Raw genomic sequence first — 18,357 nt, forward strand, 5'->3', positions numbered from 1 at the left:
CTTTGCCGGGGCTTTTAGTTTTCTGATTTACTTAATCAATTTTACGCTTTTGACATCCACTTCCACAGAGTTCCAGTCTTTATCGACTTTACCTTCAATGCGGATTTTGTCCTTCGGCGACACGTTCTGTCCCTGCCAGCGTTTGCCGTCAATTTCGACATTGAGTGTGCCGGTATTGTCGCGGAAAATGTATTTATCGTGGTCGATACGCTGATCGATAAACCCTTCCAGCATAACCCACTGATCATCTTTCATGGTTTGCGCATCTTTTACTGTACTCAGCGCCGTGGTGCCAGTGAAACCGCCCTGTGCTGCTGGCTGGGTCTGCGACTCCTGCGCTGACGGGCCGTTAAAGCCACCGGTCTGTTGGGCAAATGCAGTCGCTGAACAAAGTGCAATCAGGGTTGCCAGAGTGATCTTCTTCATCATAATAGGTCGTCCTTAATTTAACGTTTCCGGGTACCGGCAACTATGACATCGTTTCGCATGTCTTGCCGTGCTGGAGACCATTAAAACAGACAGTTCTTAACAGTTTCTTAAGCGCATACCCGGCATACTTTACATTGCAGATTATGAATTATTTTGGGTATGTCCTTGAGTGATGGTTAACTTTCACCTTATTTGCAGGAATGTTGTCCTTTTTATGAACCCGGATGATTATAACGACCACGGTATGTTGCGATTGCCGCTGTGGTTCTGGACTATTTTGATTTTGCAGGCGAGGACCTGGTTATTGTTTGTGATGGCCGGCGCATCGCGCCAGCAGGGGAGTGATCTGCTGGCGTTGTTTTATCCTGATCAGCAAAGTTTCTGGTCTGGCATGCTGCTCGGGTTGCCGCCCGCGCTGGTTTTTCTGCTTAGCGGCCGTCGCCATCTGTGGCCGCGTATCTGGCAGGCCGGTTACTGGTTACTCCTGGCAGGGATGTTTATCACTTTCGCATTGCAGGGGCTGGGGCTGTGGCAAAGCACAGATACGATTTCCGGCGTGGATATCGTGCTGGCCTTGCTGGATGCCGCCGCGCTGGCTTACTGGTTACTGAGCCGCCGTCTGCGCGCTTGTTTTGATGCCGCGCGGCGTCTGGCCTGATGCATATTCCATTCGAGGCTGAACTTTTTTACCAGAAAAGTACTCGAACTGGCGCTGAACAATAATGCGTAAATAAATAATAATTTCACTGCCGGTTTATCCGTCAGGCCGCACCGGCCAACGGGAACGGGGAGTATAGGAGTGTACCGAATGACTGTTCGCCTGCGGGTTCGCCCGATGTTACTGGTGCTGCCGCTGATCCTGACCGGCTGTTCGTCGATGTCATCTATGTCATGGCCGGGCGTGTCCTGGTCGGCCATGAATCCGCTTAACTGGTTTGGCAGCAGCCTGACGGTCAGCGACAAAGGGGTGGGTGATATTACGGCCAGCACCCCGCTGACAGAAACGGCCATTAAAGATGCGCTGGACGGCGACTATACCCTGCGCAGCGGTATGTCGATGAGCAACGGCAAAATGCTGAGCTTCTTCCAGGCGATGGACGGTAAAGACGTGAAGATGTCGATCAGCGGTGAGCCGAAAGGTAACGTCCAGCGCGTCGATGTTGTTGATACGAAAGTTGAAAGTGAATGGGGCGTTAAAATCGGTACGCCCTTCAGCGATCTCTACAGCAAGGCTTTCGATGTGTGCGTGAAGGGCGAAGGGGACGATGCTGAAAACGTCGAGTGTAAAGCGCCGCAAAGTGCTCACGTGACGTATGTGTTCAGCGGTATCTGGCATGGCCCGGATTCGCTGATGCCTTCGGATGATGCCCTGAAAGACTGGAAGGTCAGCAAAATTATCTGGCGTGCTAATCCTGCGCAGGCCGCTGCCGCGCAATAAACGGGTTTCTCCGCTTAAAAAGCCCTCAATGCCTTGCCTTCGCGCAAGGCATTTTTATTGACATCCGGTATGATATCGCCGGTCAAATTAACGAGGATGAGAAAATGACTCAGGTTCAGAGCGGCATTTTACCCGAACATTGCCGTTTCGCGATTTACATTGAAGCGAAAGCTCAGGGTGACCTGGATGCGCTCCGGCACGGCTGCCGTGCATTTTTGGCCGTACTGGAAGACATGCAGAAAAAATTTCCCACTGAACATCTTGGTGCGGTCGTGGCCTTTGGCAACGATGTATGGCGTGATTTATCCGGAAATCAGGGTGCCGCTGAGCTGAAGTCTTTCGAGCCGCTGGGTAAAGGTCTGGCACCGGCGACGCAGCGCGATATGTTGTTGCACATTCAGTCCCTGCGTCATGACGTGAACTTCGCGCTGGCACAGGCGGCATTGAAAGCCTTCGGCAGTTCAATCACTGTCGAAGAAGAAACCCACGGGTTCCGTGCGCTGGAAGAACGTGACCTCAGCGGTTTTATCGACGGAACTGAAAACCCGAAAGCAGAAGCCCGCGCTCAGGTGGCGATTATTCCTGAACGCAGTGTTGATGCAGGCGGCAGTTACGTGATGGTTCAGCGCTGGAAACATAATCTGGTGCAATGGGAACGCTTCTCCGTGCAGCAGCAGGAAGATGTTATCGGGCGTACAAAAGAAACCGACGAAGAGCTGGATTCAGAAACTCGCCCGGACACTTCCCACGTCAGTCGTGTTGACCTGAAAGAAGACGGCAAAGGCCTGAAAATTCTGCGCCAGAGCCTGCCTTACGGTACGGCCAGCGGTGAGCACGGTTTGTATTTCATTAGCTATTGCGCCCGTTTGTGGAACATTGAGAAACAGCTGCTGAGCATGTTTGGCGATCTTGATGGCAAACGCGATGCCATGCTGCGCTTCACCCGTCCGGTGACCGGCAGTTATTATTTCGCCCCTTCACTGACCCGACTGTTAGCGCTTTAAGTTCTTCCGGCGCGTTCCGTCGCGGACGCGCCTGCTTCTTCCCTTTTTGTTATTCCCCCATCGCTTGTTAATGCCTTATAGCTTTTCATGCTTGAAAATCACCAAATGGTATATAAAACCGTTACAGCCTGACCCTCAGTTATAAATACACTGTGTGATATTGAGCGACATATATCAGCGTCGCATATCGGTTCACTCACCTAAGGCTAAGCATGAAAACACTCGGATTTACCGGCAATGTGCTGAAAAGTTCTGTGGCGGCATTGTTGCTGGCCAGCGGGGCGGCTTCGGCAACCGAATTGCTCAACAGCTCTTATGATGTGTCCCGTGAACTTTTTGCCGCGCTGAATCCGCCATTCCAGAAACAGTGGGCTGATCAAAATAATGGCGATAAACTCGATATTAAACAGTCGCATGCCGGTTCCTCCAAGCAAGCGCTGGCGATTTTGCAGGGCCTGAAAGCAGATGTGGTGACGTATAATCAGGTGACCGATGTGCAGATTTTGCATGACCGCGGCAACCTGATCCCGGCCAACTGGCAAAGCCGTCTGCCTAATAACAGTTCGCCATTCTATTCCACCATGGCCTTCCTGGTACGTAAGGGCAATCCAAAAAACATTCACAGCTGGGACGATTTAGCACGTCCGGGCGTGAGTCTGGTGTTCCCGAATCCAAAAACCTCCGGTAATGGTCGTTATACCTATCTCGGTGCCTGGGGCGCATTCAATCTGGAAGACAATAAAAACCAGACGCAGACCCGCGAAAAGATGGCGAGTTTCCTGAAAAACGTGCAGGTATTTGATACCGGCGGTCGTGGCGCAACCACCACATTTGTCGAACGTGGACTGGGCGATGTGTTGATCAGCTTTGAATCGGAAGTGAACAACATCCGTAAGCAGTACGGTGATGATAAATATGAAGTGATTGTTCCGAAGGTGGATATTCTGGCGGAGTTCCCGGTCGCCTGGGTGGACAAAAACGTTGAGAAAAATGGCACAGAGAAAGCCGCAAAAGATTATCTGAATTATTTGTGGAGCCCGCAGGCGCAGAAAATCATCACCAGTTTTAACTACCGCGTGTATGACAAAACGGCGATGGCGGCGGCGAAAGAGCAGTTCCCGGAGACCCAACTGTTCAAAGTTGAAGAGCAGTTCGGTGGCTGGCCACAAGTGATGGAAACCCATTTCAGTACCGGCGGTGAGCTGGATAAACTGTTAGAGCAAGGTCACAAGTAATGTTGTTGTCGAGCAAACGCGTATTACCCGGATTCACCCTGAGCCTCGGCAGCAGTTTGTTGTTCGTGTGCCTGGTGCTGTTGCTGCCGCTGAGTGCACTGGTGATGCAGTTGTCACAAATGACACTGGCACAATATTGGGATGTGATCACCAACGGTCAGGTGGTGGCGGCCTATAAAGTAACGCTGCTGGCGGCGGGCGTGGCGAGTATTTTTAACTGTTTCTTCGGCATGCTGATGGCGTGGATCCTGACCCGTTATGAATTCCCGGGTAAAAGTCTGATCGATGGTCTGATGGATTTGCCGTTTGCCCTGCCGACGGCAGTCGCCGGTTTAACGCTGGCAGGATTGTTTTCTACCACCGGTTTTTACGGTCAGTGGCTGGCGCATTTTGATATCAAAGTGGCGTACACCTGGCTCGGTATTGCGGTGGCGATGGCATTTACCAGCATCCCGTTTGTGGTGCGTACCGTGCAGCCGGTGCTGGAAGAATTAGGCCCGGAATATGAAGAAGCGGCTGAAACGCTGGGCGCTTCGCGCTGGCAGAGTTTTCGTCGCGTGGTGTTGCCGGAAGTGATGCCTTCCTTGCTGGCGGGTACGGCGTTGTCCTTCACCCGCAGCCTGGGCGAATTCGGCGCAGTGATTTTCATCGCCGGTAACATTGCCTGGAAAACCGAAGTGACCTCGCTGATGATTTTTATCCGCTTACAGGAGTTTGATTACCCGGCAGCCAGCGCTATTGCTTCGGTGATCCTCGCCGCATCGCTGCTGTTGCTGTTTGCGATTAACACTTTACAGAGCCGTTATGGCCGTCGTCTGGGAGGCCAGTAATGTCTGATATTCCGGCTTTTGCGGGCGAAAGACGTCAGCGTATTGACTGGGTGAAATGGTCGTTGATCGGCACGGGGGTGCTGATTTGTATTCTGCTGCTGGTGATCCCGATGATCAGCATTTTTGTGCTGGCGTTTTCCGACGGCATTGCAGCGGTGTGGAAGAACCTGTCGGACTCCGACATGTTGCATTCTATCTGGCTGACCGTCCTGATGGCGCTGATCACCGTGCCGGTGAACCTGATTTTCGGCACGTTGCTGGCCTGGCTGGTCGCGCGCTTTAATTTCCCGGGACGTCAGTTATTACTGACGCTGATCGACATCCCGTTTGCGGTTTCACCAGTGGTTGCCGGTTTACTGTATTTGCTGTTTTACGGCACCAACGGCCCGATTGGCGGCTGGCTGGATGCGCACAATATTCAGTTTATGTTCGCCTGGCCGGGCATGGTGATGGTGACAGTATTCGTCACCTGTCCGTTTGTCATCCGTGAGCTGGTGCCGGTGATGTTGAGTCAGGGCAGTCATGAAGATGAAGCCGCGGTGTTACTGGGTGCGTCCGGCTGGCAGATGTTCCGCCGCGTGACCCTGCCGAATATCCGCTGGGCATTACTGTATGGCGTGGTGCTGACCAACGCCCGCGCGATTGGGGAATTCGGGGCGGTATCGGTGGTGTCCGGTTCTATCCGTGGCGAAACCTACACGCTGCCATTACAAGTCGAATTACTGCATCAGGACTACAACACCGCAGGCGCGTTTACTGCCGCTGCGCTGTTAACCCTGATGGCAATTGTCACACTGTTTCTGAAAAGCGGCCTGCAATGGCGTCTGAAGCGCCACAACGACCGTCTTGAGCGGGAGGAAAGTCATGAGCATTGAAATTAACGGTATCAACAAATATTTTGGCCGCACTAAGGTGCTCAATGATATCTCGCTCGATATTGCTTCCGGAGAGATGGTGGCGTTGCTCGGGCCTTCCGGCTCAGGTAAAACCACGTTGCTGCGTATTATCGCCGGACTGGAAAATCAAAGCGCCGGACACCTGAGTTTTCACGGTAAAGACGTGACGCGCCTGCATGCCCGTGATCGTCAGGTCGGTTTCGTTTTCCAGCATTATGCGCTGTTCCGCCATATGACGGTGTTCGACAACATCGCGTTTGGCCTGACGGTGCTGCCGCGCCGTGAGCGTCCGAATGCTGAAGCCATCAAACAGAAAGTCACTAAATTGCTGGAGATGGTGCAACTTGGCCATCTGGCAAACCGTTATCCGGCACAGCTTTCCGGCGGTCAGAAACAGCGTGTGGCGCTGGCCCGTGCGCTGGCGGTTGAACCGCAAATTCTGCTGCTGGATGAACCTTTTGGCGCGCTGGACGCACAGGTGCGTAAAGAGCTGCGCCGCTGGCTGCGTCAGTTGCATGAAGAACTGAAATTCACCAGCGTGTTCGTGACTCACGATCAGGAAGAAGCGATGGAAGTCGCTGACCGCGTGGTGGTCATGAGCCAGGGTAATATCGAACAGGTCGGCGCCCCGCAGGAAATCTGGCGTGAACCGGCAACCCGTTTCGTGCTGGAATTCATGGGTGAAGTTAATAAAATTCATGGCGAAATCCGGGGATCTCAGTTGTACGTCGGTGCATATCACTGGCCGCTGGATAACCCGCCACTGCATCAGGGTGTGGTCGATTTATTCCTGCGTCCCTGGGAAATGGAAATTACGCCGCACAGTACAGCACGCTGTCCGTTGCCGGTGAAGGTGCTGGAAGTCAGCCCGCGTGGCCATTTCTGGCAGCTTATCGTGCAGGCCGAGGGCTGGCACGACGAACCGCTTTCGGTTGTGCTTTCCGAAATCCACGGTAATAGCGCACCGCAGCGCGGCGATCGTTTCTATGTCGGCGGACTGAATGGCCGCCTGTATGCTGGCGACCAGCCGTTACAACCCGTTGCGTTAGCGAAGAGTGCCTGATATTTTTTAATCAGCATTTTTCTCAGGGCGGTCATCGGGCCGCCCTTTTTATCGCCTGATACCTGTTTATGTGTTTTTTATCAGTCAATATACCTTTTTAATATAAGGCAAGCCCGTGAGTACGCTCGAACATTACATCGGCAATACCCCTCTGGTGAGATTACAGCGTCTGACGCAGGGGCTGGACAGCGAGATTTGGGTCAAGCTGGAAGGCAATAACCCCGCCGGTTCGGTTAAAGATCGCGCCGCGCTGTTTATGATTGAGCAGGCGGAAAAACGGGGCGAAATTCATCCGGGGGATACGCTGATTGAAGCCACAAGCGGCAATACCGGCATTGCGCTGGCGATGATTGCGGCGCTGAAAGGCTACAGGCTTAAATTGCTGATGCCCGAAAATATGAGCCTTGAGCGTCAGGCATCAATGCGGGCGTATGGTGCTGAACTGTTGCTGGTCAGCCGCGCGCAGGGAATGGAAGGCGCACGTGATCTCGCTCTGGAAATGGAAAAACAGGGACTGGGGAAAGTGCTGGATCAGTTTAACAATCCTGACAATCCGCTCGCACATTTTACGACGACAGGCCCTGAAATCTGGCAACAGACACACGGGCGCATCACCCATTTTGTCTCCAGCATGGGCACTACCGGCACGATAACCGGTGTCAGCCGTTATCTGCGCAGCCAGCATGCTGGCGTGAAAATTGTCGGGCTGCAACCGTCAGAAGGCAGCAGCATTCCAGGTATCCGCCGCTGGCCGGAAGAATATCTGCCGGGCATTTTCAATCCTGAACTGGTCGATGAAGTGATGGATATGGGGCAGGGCGAAGCAGAAGACACCATGCGGGCGCTGGCGCGTAGGGAAGGTATCTTCTGTGGCGTGAGTTCCGGGGGGGCGGTAGCGGGCGCTTTACGCGTCGCCAGAAATCATCCGGGTAGCGTGATTGTGGCGATTATTTGTGATCGTGGTGACCGTTATTTATCCACAGGTGTGTTTAATGTTTGATCCTATATTCATCTGTTGAATGTAAAATTAGAGTAAAAGCGGCTGCTAATGGCTGGCTTAGTGGTAAAAATGACCAAAATTTTAGCCAGGCGGAAATGAAGAATGAAAATTTTATTAGTCGATGACGATCTTGAATTAGGCACCATGCTCAGCGAATACCTGATCGCAGAAGGCTTTGATGCTTCTCTGGTGCTGACCGGTAAAGCGGGTGTGGAAGGTGCGATGTCTGGCGAATATACCGCAATGATCCTCGACATTATGCTGCCGGACATGAGCGGTATTGATGTATTGCGCCAGGTGCGTAAAAACAGCCGTCTGCCGATCATCATGCTGACCGCGAAGGGTGACAACATTGATCGTGTCATCGGTCTGGAAATGGGCGCAGATGATTACATGCCAAAGCCGTGCTATCCGCGCGAACTGGTGGCGCGTCTGCGTGCTGTGCTGCGTCGTGTGGAAGAGCAGCAGGAATCACACTCTGATAACTCCTCGGTCAACTATGGCGATCTGACGCTCAATCCGGCGACCCGCAGCAGTGAATGGCGCGGCGTGCCATTCGATCTGACGGCTTCTGAGTTCAACCTTCTGGAGTTACTGTTACGTTCTCCTGAACGCGTGGTATCGAAAGATGAGTTGTCGGAAAAAGGTCTCGGGCGTCCGCGCGAAGCTTATGACCGCAGTATTGATGTGCATATCAGTAACATCCGTCAGAAACTGGGGTCACTGGAAGGTGGCGATATTCTGACTATTGAAACGGTGCGCAGCATTGGCTATCGAATCCGCTAAACGACTGCGCGGCAGACTGTTCTGGAAAATACTGCTGGGATTCTGGTTTACTTTCGTGGCGATCACTCAGGGCCTCTGGGTGGTTTTTGCTTTCTACAATCCACATGAACCGCCGGAAAGCGGAATTGCCCGCCGGTTTGTGAAACTGCAAATTACCTCGGCTGTTTCCACGCTGCATTACGGCGGTCTGCCTGCTCTTAACGCCATGATGGCCGACTGGCCGCAAGATGACCGACAATTCTTCTCAGTGTCGCCGTCGTTGCTGCCTGCTAAAGGCAATACGATTAAGGATCTGGAACCCGGTAAAATTCCGCATGAAGTCGTGCAGTTTGTGCAGGGACCGGACGGGCAGGGTTACCGGCTGAAATATGATGTTGACGGGCTGATGCATGAATATCGCCCGAGACGTCACAGGGACTGGCTGAATATGCCGCCGCCACTGTTATGGCTGGGTGGACTGGGCGGTTTACTGTTCAGCGCCGTACTGGCATGGAACCTGACGCGGCCAATGTTGCAAATGCGTAAAGCCTTCGGACGGGTGGCGCAGGGGGATTTATCAGTCCGCCTGTTTACCAGTATGGGTAAGCGGCACGATGAGCTGTCTGAAGTGGCGCGTGATTTTGACTCTATGGCTGAACGCCTGCAGGTGCTGGTCAAAGCGCGCGAAGAGCTGTTGCATGATGTCTCGCATGAACTGCGTTCTCCGCTGGCACGTTTGCAACTGGCAATCGGTCTGGCGCGGCAGAATCCGTCGAATGTCGAAAGTTCCCTGAGTCGCATAGAACACGAAGCGGGCAGGCTGGATAAAATGATTGGCGAACTGCTGGCGTTGTCACGTACTGAAAGCAGTGAAATCCCTGATGAAGAGTATTTCGATCTCTACGGATTGGTGGAGGCGGTCGTTAATGATGCCCGCTATGAAGCGCAGTTGCCGGGGGTCGAAATCGCGATGTACCCCGGGTCTCCGGATAATATGGATTACACCGTGAAGGGTAATGCTGAGCTGATGCGTCGTGCGGTGGATAATGTGGTGCGTAATGCCCTGCGTTTTTCGGCCCGCGGCCAAACTATCAGTGTTTCACTGGCTCAGGTTGAACAGTATTTGCAAATTGAAGTGGCCGATCAGGGGCCGGGCGTGGAAGAAGATAAGCTGTCGAGTATCTTTGACCCGTTCGTGCGCGTGAAATCGCCGCTGTCAGGCAAAGGCTACGGCCTGGGGCTTGCGATCACCCGCAAAGTGATGTTGGCGCATGAGGGGAAAGTAGATGCCCGTAACGCGCAGCCTCATGGCCTGATCATCAGCCTTCAAGTCCCGCACTGGCAAATGTGAGGCAATAAAAAACGGCGCTGATTAGGCGCCGTTTTTTTACTTCTCGCTGAGCAAATTACTTCCTGATGCGGATGATTGGGGTTTCGCCCACAGTCACGCTACCAGTCAGTTTAATCAGCTCTTTGATCTCGTCCATGTTAGAGATGACAACCGGAGTCAAAGTAGACTTCGCTTTCTCTTCCAGCAGAGCCAGATCAAACTCGATAACCAAATCGCCTTTCTTAACACGTTGACCTTCTTCAGCGATGCGTTTGAAGCCTTCGCCTTTCAGTTCAACGGTGTCGATACCGAAGTGCACGAACAACTCAATGCCACTGTCGGATTCGATTGAGAAAGCATGGTTAGTTTCGAAGATTTTACCGATAGTGCCGTCAACCGGAGCAACCATTTTGTTGCCAGATGGTTTGATAGCAATACCGTCACCAACGATTTTCTCAGCGAAAACAACGTCTGGCACATCTTCAATGTTGACAATTTCACCAGAGATTGGCGCTACGATTTCAATAGTGCCAACGTCTTTTTTATCATCAGAAACCAATGATTTCAGTTTATCGAACAAACCCATGATCTTCTCCTAAGCATTAATTTGGGCAGCTTTACCAGCATCGCGCAATTAGCAGAGTGTTTTTTCTTCAATGAACTTGTTAACCAGGTTCATCAACTCTTGCGCCGTAGGTTGGGCCAGGGCCTGGTCTGCCAGCGCTTTCACATCTTCGAAGTTTGTATTGCGAATAATTTTCTTGATGCGTGGGATAGAGATAGCGCTCATGCTGAACTCATCTAACCCCATGCCCAATAGAAGAAGTGTAGCACGTTCGTCACCGGCTAGCTCGCCGCACATCCCTGTCCATTTACCGGCAGCATGAGATGCGTCAATAACTTGTTTAATTAAACCAAGTACAGACGGAGACATTGGGTTGTACAGATGAGAAATCAGCTCGTTACCGCGATCCACCGCCAAAGTATACTGGGTAAGATCGTTTGTACCAATACTGAAGAAATCGACTTCTTTCGCCAGGTGATGCGCAATCACAGCCGCTGCGGGTGTTTCCACCATCACGCCGACTTCGATAGTCTCATCGAATGCCTGGCCTTTTTCACGAAGCTGCACTTTCAGCATTTCGAGTTCTGCTTTCAGTTCACGCACTTCTTCAACAGAAATGATCATCGGGAACATGATGCGCAGTTTACCGAACGCAGAAGCACGCAGAATACCTTTCAGCTGATCGTGAAGAATTTCTTTGCGATCCAGACAGATACGGATTGCGCGCCAGCCCAGGAACGGGTTTTCTTCTTTCGGCAGGTTCATGTACGGCAGGTCTTTGTCACCGCCGATGTCCATGGTGCGTACGATAACCGCCTGTGACCCCATCGCTTCAGCAACGGCTTTATACGCCTGGAATTGCTCTTCTTCGGTAGGCAGACTGTCACGATCCATGAACAGGAATTCTGTACGATACAGGCCGACACCTTCAGCGCCATTGCGCTCTGCACCGGCGACGTCGCGCACGGTACCGATGTTGGCACAAACTTCAACCTGATGACCATCAAGCGTGATAGCCGGTAAGTCTTTCAGTTTAGTCAGTTCGTCTTTTTCAGTGATGTACTGGTTCTGAACGGCTTTCAGCTCGTCAATAACGTCTGCTGTCGGGTTGACATAGATTTTATTGTTAACAGCATCGAGGATCAGATAGTCATCATTTTTAACTTGTTTGGTCACATCGCTGGTACCCACGATAGCAGGCAGTTCCAGGGAGCGGGCCATGATTGAGGTGTGAGAAGTACGACCACCCAAATCAGTGATAAAGCCCAGAACCTTGTTCAGGTTCAGCTGCGCTGTTTCTGATGGCGTCAGATCGGTCGCAACCAGGATAACTTCGTCCTGGATGGAGCTCAGATCAACGATGGTCATGTTCAGAATGTTGCGCAGCAGGCGTTTACCGATGTCACGCACGTCAGCCGCACGTTCTTTCAGGTATTCGTCATCAAGCTCTTCCAGGGCTTTCGCCTGGCCTTCAATGACAGAGAAAGCTGCAGCGTCAGCAGAAGCGTGCTCGTCTTTGATGAGGGCTATGATTTCCTGTTCAAGCTCTTCGTCTTCCAACAACATGATGTGGCCTTCGAAGATGGCTTCTTTCTCTTCACCGAAGGTCTCACCGGCTTTGGTCTTGATCACTTCCAGTTGAGCAGACGCTTTCGCACGGCCCGTCAGGAAACGTTCAACTTCCTGATCAACGTGATCTGGAGAGATTTTTTTCCGGTTGATGACAATTTCATCTTCTTTCAACAGAAGTGCTTTGCCGAAAGCGATACCGGGAGATACTAAAATGCCTGAAATCATAACCCTACCTTTCTCTTGACTGGTTTAAACTTTATAAGAGCGGCTGTGTATTACTCGAGCTCTGCCATCAGTTTTACCAAGTGTTCAACGGCTTTCTGCTCGTCTTCACCTTCAGCTGAGAGGGTCACAACGGTACCTTGGGTCAGGCCCAGAGTTTGCAGTTTGAAAAGGCTTTTAGCACTGGCGCTTTTACCGTTTGAAGTCACGGTGATGTCAGAAGCGAAACCTTTAGCTTCTTTCACGAACTGTGCAGCAGGGCGAGTGTGCAGACCATTAGGAGCGGTAATAGTAACTTCTTGCTGGAACATTGTTGTTTCCCCAACTTATTAAAGTAATGTTGTGGAGCTAAAGTTTAGCTTATGGCCTTCACTTTAGCCTGTAGAGATTCGCGCCTGACTATGGTTCAGGGGCAGGTTCAGATGCAACAGAAAAGAGAAAATAACGCACTCAGCGATAAAACTCTTTGCCCTGGATCCAGGCTTTTTCTGTTATTCCTCCATTATGCCGTCTTTTCCCCTCGTGTAACAAATCAGTAAATCGATTCAGCGGGGAAGACTCGTGGAAGCGATTAATTTCGAGCATCGAAATAATTGTCCGGTTAAATACTAAACCTGGCGGGTAAAATCAATGACGAAGTGGTGTAAAGTTTGACACAGGCCACAAAAAAGCACCCCTCGAGGTGCTTTTTTGGCCGCTTTTAAGGATGTGGCATTATTGTTGCAATTCTTTTTCAGTGAATAAATCTGCAAACAATGCGGTACTCAGATAGCGTTCACCGGAAGAAGGCAGAATAACCACAATCGTTTTATCTGCAAACTCCGGTTCTTTGGATAATTTCACCGCAGCTTCAACCGCCGCACCGGAAGAAATCCCGGCCAGAATGCCTTCTTCTTCCATCAGACGGCGTGCCATCTGAATGGATTCGTCGTTGGTGATTAGCGTGACACGATCCAGCAATGCCAGATCCAGGTTACCCGGAATAAAGCCTGCGCCGATACCCTGGATTTTATGCGGGCCCGGCTTCACTTCTTCACCGTTGAGCGTCTGGGTGATAACCGGGGAGTCTGTTGGCTCAACGGCCACCAGTTTCACGCTGCTTTTTTTACTTTTCAGATAACGGCCCGTTCCGGTGATAGTCCCGCCGGTACCCACGCCTGCAATCAGCACATCCACTGCGCCATCGGTATCTTCCCAGATTTCCGGACCGGTGGTTTGCTCGTGGATAGCCGGGTTGGCCGGGTTGCTGAACTGCTGAAGAATAAGATAGCGCTGCGGATCACTGGCCTGAATTTCTTCGGCTTTGGCAATCGCCCCTTTCATACCTTTGGCGCCTTCGGTTAACACCAGATTGGCGCCGAGCGCTTTGAGCAGCTTACGGCGTTCAACGCTCATGGTTTCCGGCATAGTCAGTGTCAGCTTGTAACCGCGCGCAGCAGCCACATAGGCCAGTGCGATACCCGTGTTACCGCTGGTAGGTTCAACCAGTTCGATATCTTTGGTCAGAATGCCTTTCTTTTCAGCATCCCAGATCATGTTGGCACCGATACGGCATTTTACGCTGAAGCTCGGGTTACGTGACTCGACCTTAGCCAGAATTCGACCATTACCGATACGGTTCAGGCGAACCAGTGGCGTGTGGCCAATTGTTAATGAATTGTCTTCATAGATCTTGCTCATAACCCGTCCTTTAACTGTATGAAATATTCACGGTGTGAAGCTTTCAACACTATGAAATTAGTGGGAATCAGGAAAGCATACGCGAACCGCTTTCCCAGTGAAGTAAGGTTTTGGTATTTGCTATATCGATACGTTATTAAGAAATAAGTTTGAGGGAGAAAAGTCAAGCATAGCAGGCAGCCGCCCGCAGGCGGCTGTGAATAAAAAACGTTATTTGCGGCTGGAATTCACGTCGATACTATTGTTATAAACATCGCTTTTAACGTAAATATTGCGATAACGATCACACCACATGGCCGTCGCGCCGCACACGGCAACCGGCAGGATCACCAGATTCAGCAACGGGATCATCGTAAACAGGCTGACCAGCGAACCAAACTGCATGTTGTCGATTTTGTTGCTGCCGAGCGAACGGCGCATATCGGCAAAGCTGACTTTGTGGTTATCGAACGGATAATCGCAATATTGAATGACGACCATCCACGCGCTGAAGAAGAACCACAGCACCGGGGCCACGGTCTGGCCGATCACCGGAATAAAGTACAGCGCGAACAGCAGCAGGGCGCGCGGCAGGTAATACGCCAGTTTCTGCCATTCACGTTTCATGATACGCGGTAAATCTTTCATGATGTCCCAGATGCCGGTATCAGGCAGCGTTTTCCCTGTCAGGCGCGCTTCGAGTTGTTCGGCGAGCAATCCGCTGAAGGGGGCGGCTATCCAGTTGGCGAGGGTGCTGAAGAGATAGCTGAACACCAGCACGACAGAAAGCACCGCGACCGGCCAGATCAGATAATCCAGCCAGCTGAGCCACGACGGCACCTTGCTCATCATCGCCGGGATCCATTCACCCAGTTTGGTGAACAGCCACCAGAATGCGCCGCCCATCAACAGCACGTTGACGGCAAGGGGTAAAATCACAAAACGTCGTATCCCCGGCAAGGAAATGAGCGCCCAGCCTTGTTTGAAATAATGCACACCATTTTGTTGTCTGGTGCTGTGCGAGGAGGTCATAAACGAAATTTTCTCTCTGAGTTGAATGACATGGGCTATCATATCGGTATGATTTTCCACTGGCTAGCGGTGGATTGGCTGAAAAAACAGCAAAAAAAGGTGCAACTGCCCTATTTATTAGCAGAAAGTAGAGTCGAGACTTGCACTTATCTACGTGGGCAAATAGAGTTAATCATGTGAATGTTTGCCGTGGTGGCAATGTATTAGAACAACAGAGATAGCAATGATGCAGGATTTGCGTCTGATATTAATCGTTGTTGGCGCGATCGCCATAATAGCGTTGTTGTTACACGGTTTGTGGACCAGCCGTAAAGAACGCTCTTCGCTTTTCCGCGATCGTCCAGCTAAACGTGTGAAAAAAGAACGGGAACAATCTCCGTCCGAAGATTTTGTCGATGGAGTGGGGGAAGTGCGCGTGCGTCCTGCTTATCCTCAGGATGAACCGACTTTAGGTCAGTATGACGAGCCCGAACAGACTGCACCGCCACGTCAGCCGCAGGTTTCCCCTGCGCAGCCAGCGCCAGCATCTGTTGCTCGTCCTCAGCAACCGGCTCAGCCGCAGCAACATGCTGTGCAGGATGATCCCTTGCTGAGTGGTTATTCAGCTGCTGAACCCGTCACTGCACCGCGTCGCGAACCTGCCGCAGATTTTGCGCATCAGGAATACACGCCTGAAGCTAAACCGCACACACCGGTTCCGCCGCAGGAAATTCATGCTGATGCCGCGCCTGCTGCGAAAGCAGAACCTCAGGCTGCACCTTTTGCTCCTGCAGAAGAAGCACCGGCTGAGAAAGCGAAACTGAAAGAGACGGTTCTGGTATTGCACGTTGCCGCGCATCAGGGCGGTGTCATCGGTGGTGAAGTGTTGCTCAACAGCGTGCTTCAGGCCGGTTTCCAGTTTGGTGCCATGAATATTTTCCATCGTCACGTCAGCCCTGCGGGCAGCGGTCCGGTGTTGTTCAGTCTGGCAAATATGGTCAAACCGGGTTCCTTCGACCCTGACAATATGTCTGACTTCTCCACCCCAGGCGTTACGTTGTTTATGATGGTACCTTGCTACGGTGATGCGCATCAGAACTTCAAACTGTTGCTGCAGTCCGCCCAGCGTATTGCCGATGATGTCGGTGCGATGGTGCTTGACGATGAGCGTCGTATGATTACGCCGCAGAAGCTCGAAACGTACAAAGCGCGGATCCGCGAGGTCCTCGAGGCGATCGCCTGAGTCCGGCGTTCGTGAAACACCCACTTCCCTGACCCCCGCTTGCCGGGGGTTTTTTATCTCCACGGTGAGTCATGGCCACTATCGAAGAACAAATCAGTCAATTACGCACTCAGTTGCGCCATCACGAATATCAGTATCACGTTCTGGATGCACCGGAAGTGCCAGATGCCGAGTATGACCGCTTAATGCGCGAATTGCGCGAGCTGGAAACCGCGCATCCTGAGCTGGTCACCGCGGATTCCCCGACGCAGCGCGTGGGGGCGGCACCGCTTTCTGCATTTGAACAGGTCAGGCATCGGGTACCGATGTTATCGCTGGACAACGTATTTGATGAAGAAAGCTATCTGGCATTTTATAAACGCGTGCAGGATCGCCTGAAAACCGCTGAAGCACTGACGTTCTGCTGCGAGCTGAAACTTGATGGTCTGGCGGTGAGCCTGTTGTATGAAAATGGCGAACTGGTGCAGGCTGCCACGCGTGGCGATGGCACGACCGGTGAGAACATCACCGCTAACGTACGCACCATCCGCGCGATTCCTCTGCGTCTGCATGGCGACAACATTCCTGAGCGACTTGAAGTGCGTGGTGAGGTGTTTATGCCACAAGCGGGCTTTGAAGCGATGAACGACGAAGCGCGTCGTACGGGAGGGAAAGTGTTCGCTAACCCGCGTAATGCCGCCGCCGGTTCGTTACGTCAGCTCGATCCGCGTATCACCGCCAAACGTCCGCTGACCTTCTTCTGCTACGGCGTTGGCCTGCTGGAAGGGGGTGAACTGCCGCGCAGCCACTTCGCCCGCCTGCAACAGTTTAAAGCCTGGGGTTTACCGGTCAGTGATCGCGTCCGCCTGTGTACCGGCAGCGAAGAAGTGCTGGCGTTTTACCGTCAGGTTGAAGCCGACCGTCCGTCACTGGGCTTTGATATTGACGGCGTGGTAGTGAAAATTGACTCGCTGGATATTCAGGAAACGCTGGGCTTTGTGGCACGTGCGCCGCGCTGGGCAACAGCCTTCAAATTCCCGGCGCAGGAACAAATCACGCTGGTGAAAGACGTCGAGTTCCAGGTCGGGCGTACTGGTGCGATCACGCCGGTCGCACGTCTGGAGCCGGTTCTGGTCGCGGGCGTGATGGTCAGCAATGCCACGCTGCATAACGCAGATGAAATCGAACGTCTTGGGCTGCGTATCGGCGATACCGTGATTGTCCGTCGTGCCGGAGATGTTATCCCGCAGGTGGTGGGCGTGGTGCTGGATGAGCGTCCTGAAGATGCCCGCGAAGTGGTTTTCCCGACGCATTGCCCGGTCTGTCATTCTGATGTTGAACGTGTCGAAGGCGAAGCCGTGGCGCGTTGTACGGCGGGTCTGATTTGTGGTGCACAGCGTAAAGAAGCGCTGAAGCATTTCGTCTCCCGCCGGGCGCTGGACGTTGACGGCATGGGCGACAAAATCATCGATCAGTTGGTCGAGAAAGAATATGTCAAAACGCCGGCAGATCTGTTCCGTCTGACGGCGGGCAAACTTACCGGTCTGGACCGCATGGGACCGAAATCGGCGCAGAACGTGGTCAGTGCGCTGGAAAAAGCCAAAGAAACCACGCTGGCGAGATTCCTGTATGCGCTGGGCATTCGTGAAGTGGGCGAAGCCACGGCGGCTAACCTTGCCGCGCATTACGGCTCGGTTGAGGCGCTTAAAGCGGCAGATATTGAATCGCTGAAAGGCGTTCAGGATGTGGGTGATGTCGTGGCGAAACACGTGGTGAATTTCCTGTCGGAAGAACATAACCAGCAGGTCATCGACGAGTTGTTAAGCCCTGAAATCAATATTCACTGGCCGGAAGTGCAGGTCATTGTACCGGAAGAAATCGACAGTCCGTTTGCCGGCAAAACTGTGGTGCTGACCGGTTCGCTGTCGATTCTTTCCCGCGATGACGCCAAAGACCGTCTGACTGCGCTGGGCGCGAAAGTCTCCGGCAGCGTGTCGAAGAAAACCGATCTGGTGATTGCCGGTGAAGCGGCGGGTTCCAAGCTGGCGAAAGCACAGGAACTGGGCATTGAGGTGATCGACGAGGCGGAAATGATCCGTCTGCTGGGTGAATAAAT

17 protein-coding genes and 1 pseudogene are annotated in these 18,357 nt (G+C 52.5%); 12 read left to right on the top strand and 6 right to left on the bottom strand.

The window, feature by feature from the left end; genetic code table 11:
* Nucleotides 1-27: 27 nt before the first annotated feature.
* The gene (locus HGO41_RS00995) at nt 28-426 is read right to left on the bottom strand and encodes a YgiW/YdeI family stress tolerance OB fold protein (RefSeq protein ID WP_041673194.1); all 399 of its coding nucleotides are present in this window, start codon (nt 424-426) and stop codon (nt 28-30) included.
* A 217-nt stretch (nt 427-643) separates the two neighbouring features.
* Here HGO41_RS00995 and HGO41_RS01000 point away from each other — a divergent pair, with 217 nt between their 5' ends.
* From HGO41_RS01000 to HGO41_RS01045, 10 genes are all read left to right on the top strand, one after another.
* Entirely contained in the window at nt 644-1,087 is a 444-nt protein-coding gene (locus HGO41_RS01000; RefSeq protein WP_013574421.1) for a DUF2919 domain-containing protein, read from the top strand.
* Between the two features lie 150 nt (nt 1,088-1,237).
* Nucleotides 1,238-1,867 carry an RpoE-regulated lipoprotein gene (locus HGO41_RS01005; RefSeq protein WP_183065307.1) on the top strand — a complete coding sequence of 210 codons (630 nt, stop codon included), beginning with the start codon at nt 1,238-1,240 and terminating at the stop codon, nt 1,865-1,867.
* Nucleotides 1,868-1,971: 104 nt separating this feature from the next.
* A complete protein-coding gene (locus HGO41_RS01010; RefSeq protein ID WP_250980690.1) occupies nt 1,972-2,871 on the top strand; it encodes a Dyp-type peroxidase in 900 nt (299 codons plus the stop codon).
* A gap of 212 nt (nt 2,872-3,083) precedes the next feature.
* A complete protein-coding gene (gene cysP, locus HGO41_RS01015; RefSeq protein WP_112151264.1) occupies nt 3,084-4,106 on the top strand; it encodes a thiosulfate ABC transporter substrate-binding protein CysP in 1,023 nt (340 codons plus the stop codon).
* Entirely contained in the window at nt 4,106-4,936 is an 831-nt protein-coding gene (cysT, locus tag HGO41_RS01020) for a sulfate/thiosulfate ABC transporter permease CysT (RefSeq protein ID WP_013574425.1), read from the top strand. The genes cysP and cysT overlap by 1 nt, the downstream gene beginning before the upstream one ends.
* Nucleotides 4,936-5,811 (top strand): sulfate/thiosulfate ABC transporter permease CysW, encoded by an 876-nt coding sequence (cysW, locus tag HGO41_RS01025; RefSeq protein ID WP_013574426.1) that lies wholly within the window; start codon nt 4,936-4,938, stop codon nt 5,809-5,811. The genes cysT and cysW overlap by 1 nt, the downstream gene beginning before the upstream one ends.
* On the top strand, nt 5,801-6,895 hold the full coding sequence (cysA, locus tag HGO41_RS01030) for a sulfate/thiosulfate ABC transporter ATP-binding protein CysA (RefSeq protein ID WP_013574427.1): 1,095 nt from the start codon (nt 5,801-5,803) through the stop codon (nt 6,893-6,895). Before cysW ends, cysA begins: the two co-directional genes overlap by 11 nt.
* Before the next feature lie 115 nt (nt 6,896-7,010).
* On the top strand, nt 7,011-7,895 hold the full coding sequence (gene cysM, locus HGO41_RS01035; protein WP_013574428.1) for a cysteine synthase CysM: 885 nt from the start codon (nt 7,011-7,013) through the stop codon (nt 7,893-7,895).
* Between the two features lie 102 nt (nt 7,896-7,997).
* A complete protein-coding gene (locus tag HGO41_RS01040; RefSeq protein ID WP_013574429.1) occupies nt 7,998-8,681 on the top strand; it encodes a response regulator transcription factor in 684 nt (227 codons plus the stop codon).
* A complete protein-coding gene (locus HGO41_RS01045) occupies nt 8,662-10,011 on the top strand; it encodes a HAMP domain-containing sensor histidine kinase (RefSeq protein WP_013574430.1) in 1,350 nt (449 codons plus the stop codon). The genes HGO41_RS01040 and HGO41_RS01045 overlap by 20 nt, the downstream gene beginning before the upstream one ends.
* Nucleotides 10,012-10,066: 55 nt before the next feature.
* Here HGO41_RS01045 and crr read toward each other — a convergent pair whose 3' ends face one another.
* The 5 genes and pseudogenes from crr to cysZ all read right to left on the bottom strand — a co-directional run bounded on the left by crr (nt 10,067) and on the right by cysZ (nt 15,040).
* Nucleotides 10,067-10,576, bottom strand: coding sequence for a PTS glucose transporter subunit IIA (crr, locus tag HGO41_RS01050; protein WP_013574431.1), 510 nt, complete (start codon nt 10,574-10,576; stop codon nt 10,067-10,069).
* A pseudogene (gene ptsI, locus HGO41_RS01055) lies at nt 10,555-12,352 on the bottom strand (phosphoenolpyruvate-protein phosphotransferase PtsI). Before ptsI ends, crr begins: the two are co-directional and overlap by 22 nt.
* Nucleotides 12,353-12,402: 50 nt before the next feature.
* Nucleotides 12,403-12,660: a phosphocarrier protein Hpr gene (gene ptsH, locus HGO41_RS01060; RefSeq protein WP_013574433.1), complete on the bottom strand. Its 258-nt coding sequence runs from the start codon at nt 12,658-12,660 to the stop codon at nt 12,403-12,405.
* A gap of 403 nt (nt 12,661-13,063) precedes the next feature.
* Nucleotides 13,064-14,029 carry a cysteine synthase A gene (cysK, locus tag HGO41_RS01065; RefSeq protein ID WP_013574434.1) on the bottom strand — a complete coding sequence of 322 codons (966 nt, stop codon included), beginning with the start codon at nt 14,027-14,029 and terminating at the stop codon, nt 13,064-13,066.
* Nucleotides 14,030-14,239: 210 nt separating this feature from the next.
* Entirely contained in the window at nt 14,240-15,040 is an 801-nt protein-coding gene (gene cysZ / locus HGO41_RS01070) for a sulfate transporter CysZ (protein ID WP_015689492.1), read from the bottom strand.
* 223 nt (nt 15,041-15,263) lie between these two features.
* Here cysZ and zipA point away from each other — a divergent pair, with 223 nt between their 5' ends.
* Together zipA and ligA are read left to right on the top strand one after the other, a co-directional pair.
* Entirely contained in the window at nt 15,264-16,262 is a 999-nt protein-coding gene (zipA, locus tag HGO41_RS01075; RefSeq protein WP_013574437.1) for a cell division protein ZipA, read from the top strand.
* A gap of 71 nt (nt 16,263-16,333) precedes the next feature.
* A complete protein-coding gene (gene ligA / locus HGO41_RS01080) occupies nt 16,334-18,355 on the top strand; it encodes an NAD-dependent DNA ligase LigA (RefSeq protein ID WP_015689494.1) in 2,022 nt (673 codons plus the stop codon).
* Nucleotides 18,356-18,357: the final 2 nt, after the last annotated feature.

The sequence above is a fragment of the Rahnella sp. CG8 genome, from assembly GCF_023701875.1.
GTDB classification, from domain to species: Bacteria; Pseudomonadota; Gammaproteobacteria; order Enterobacterales; family Enterobacteriaceae; genus Rahnella; species Rahnella aceris.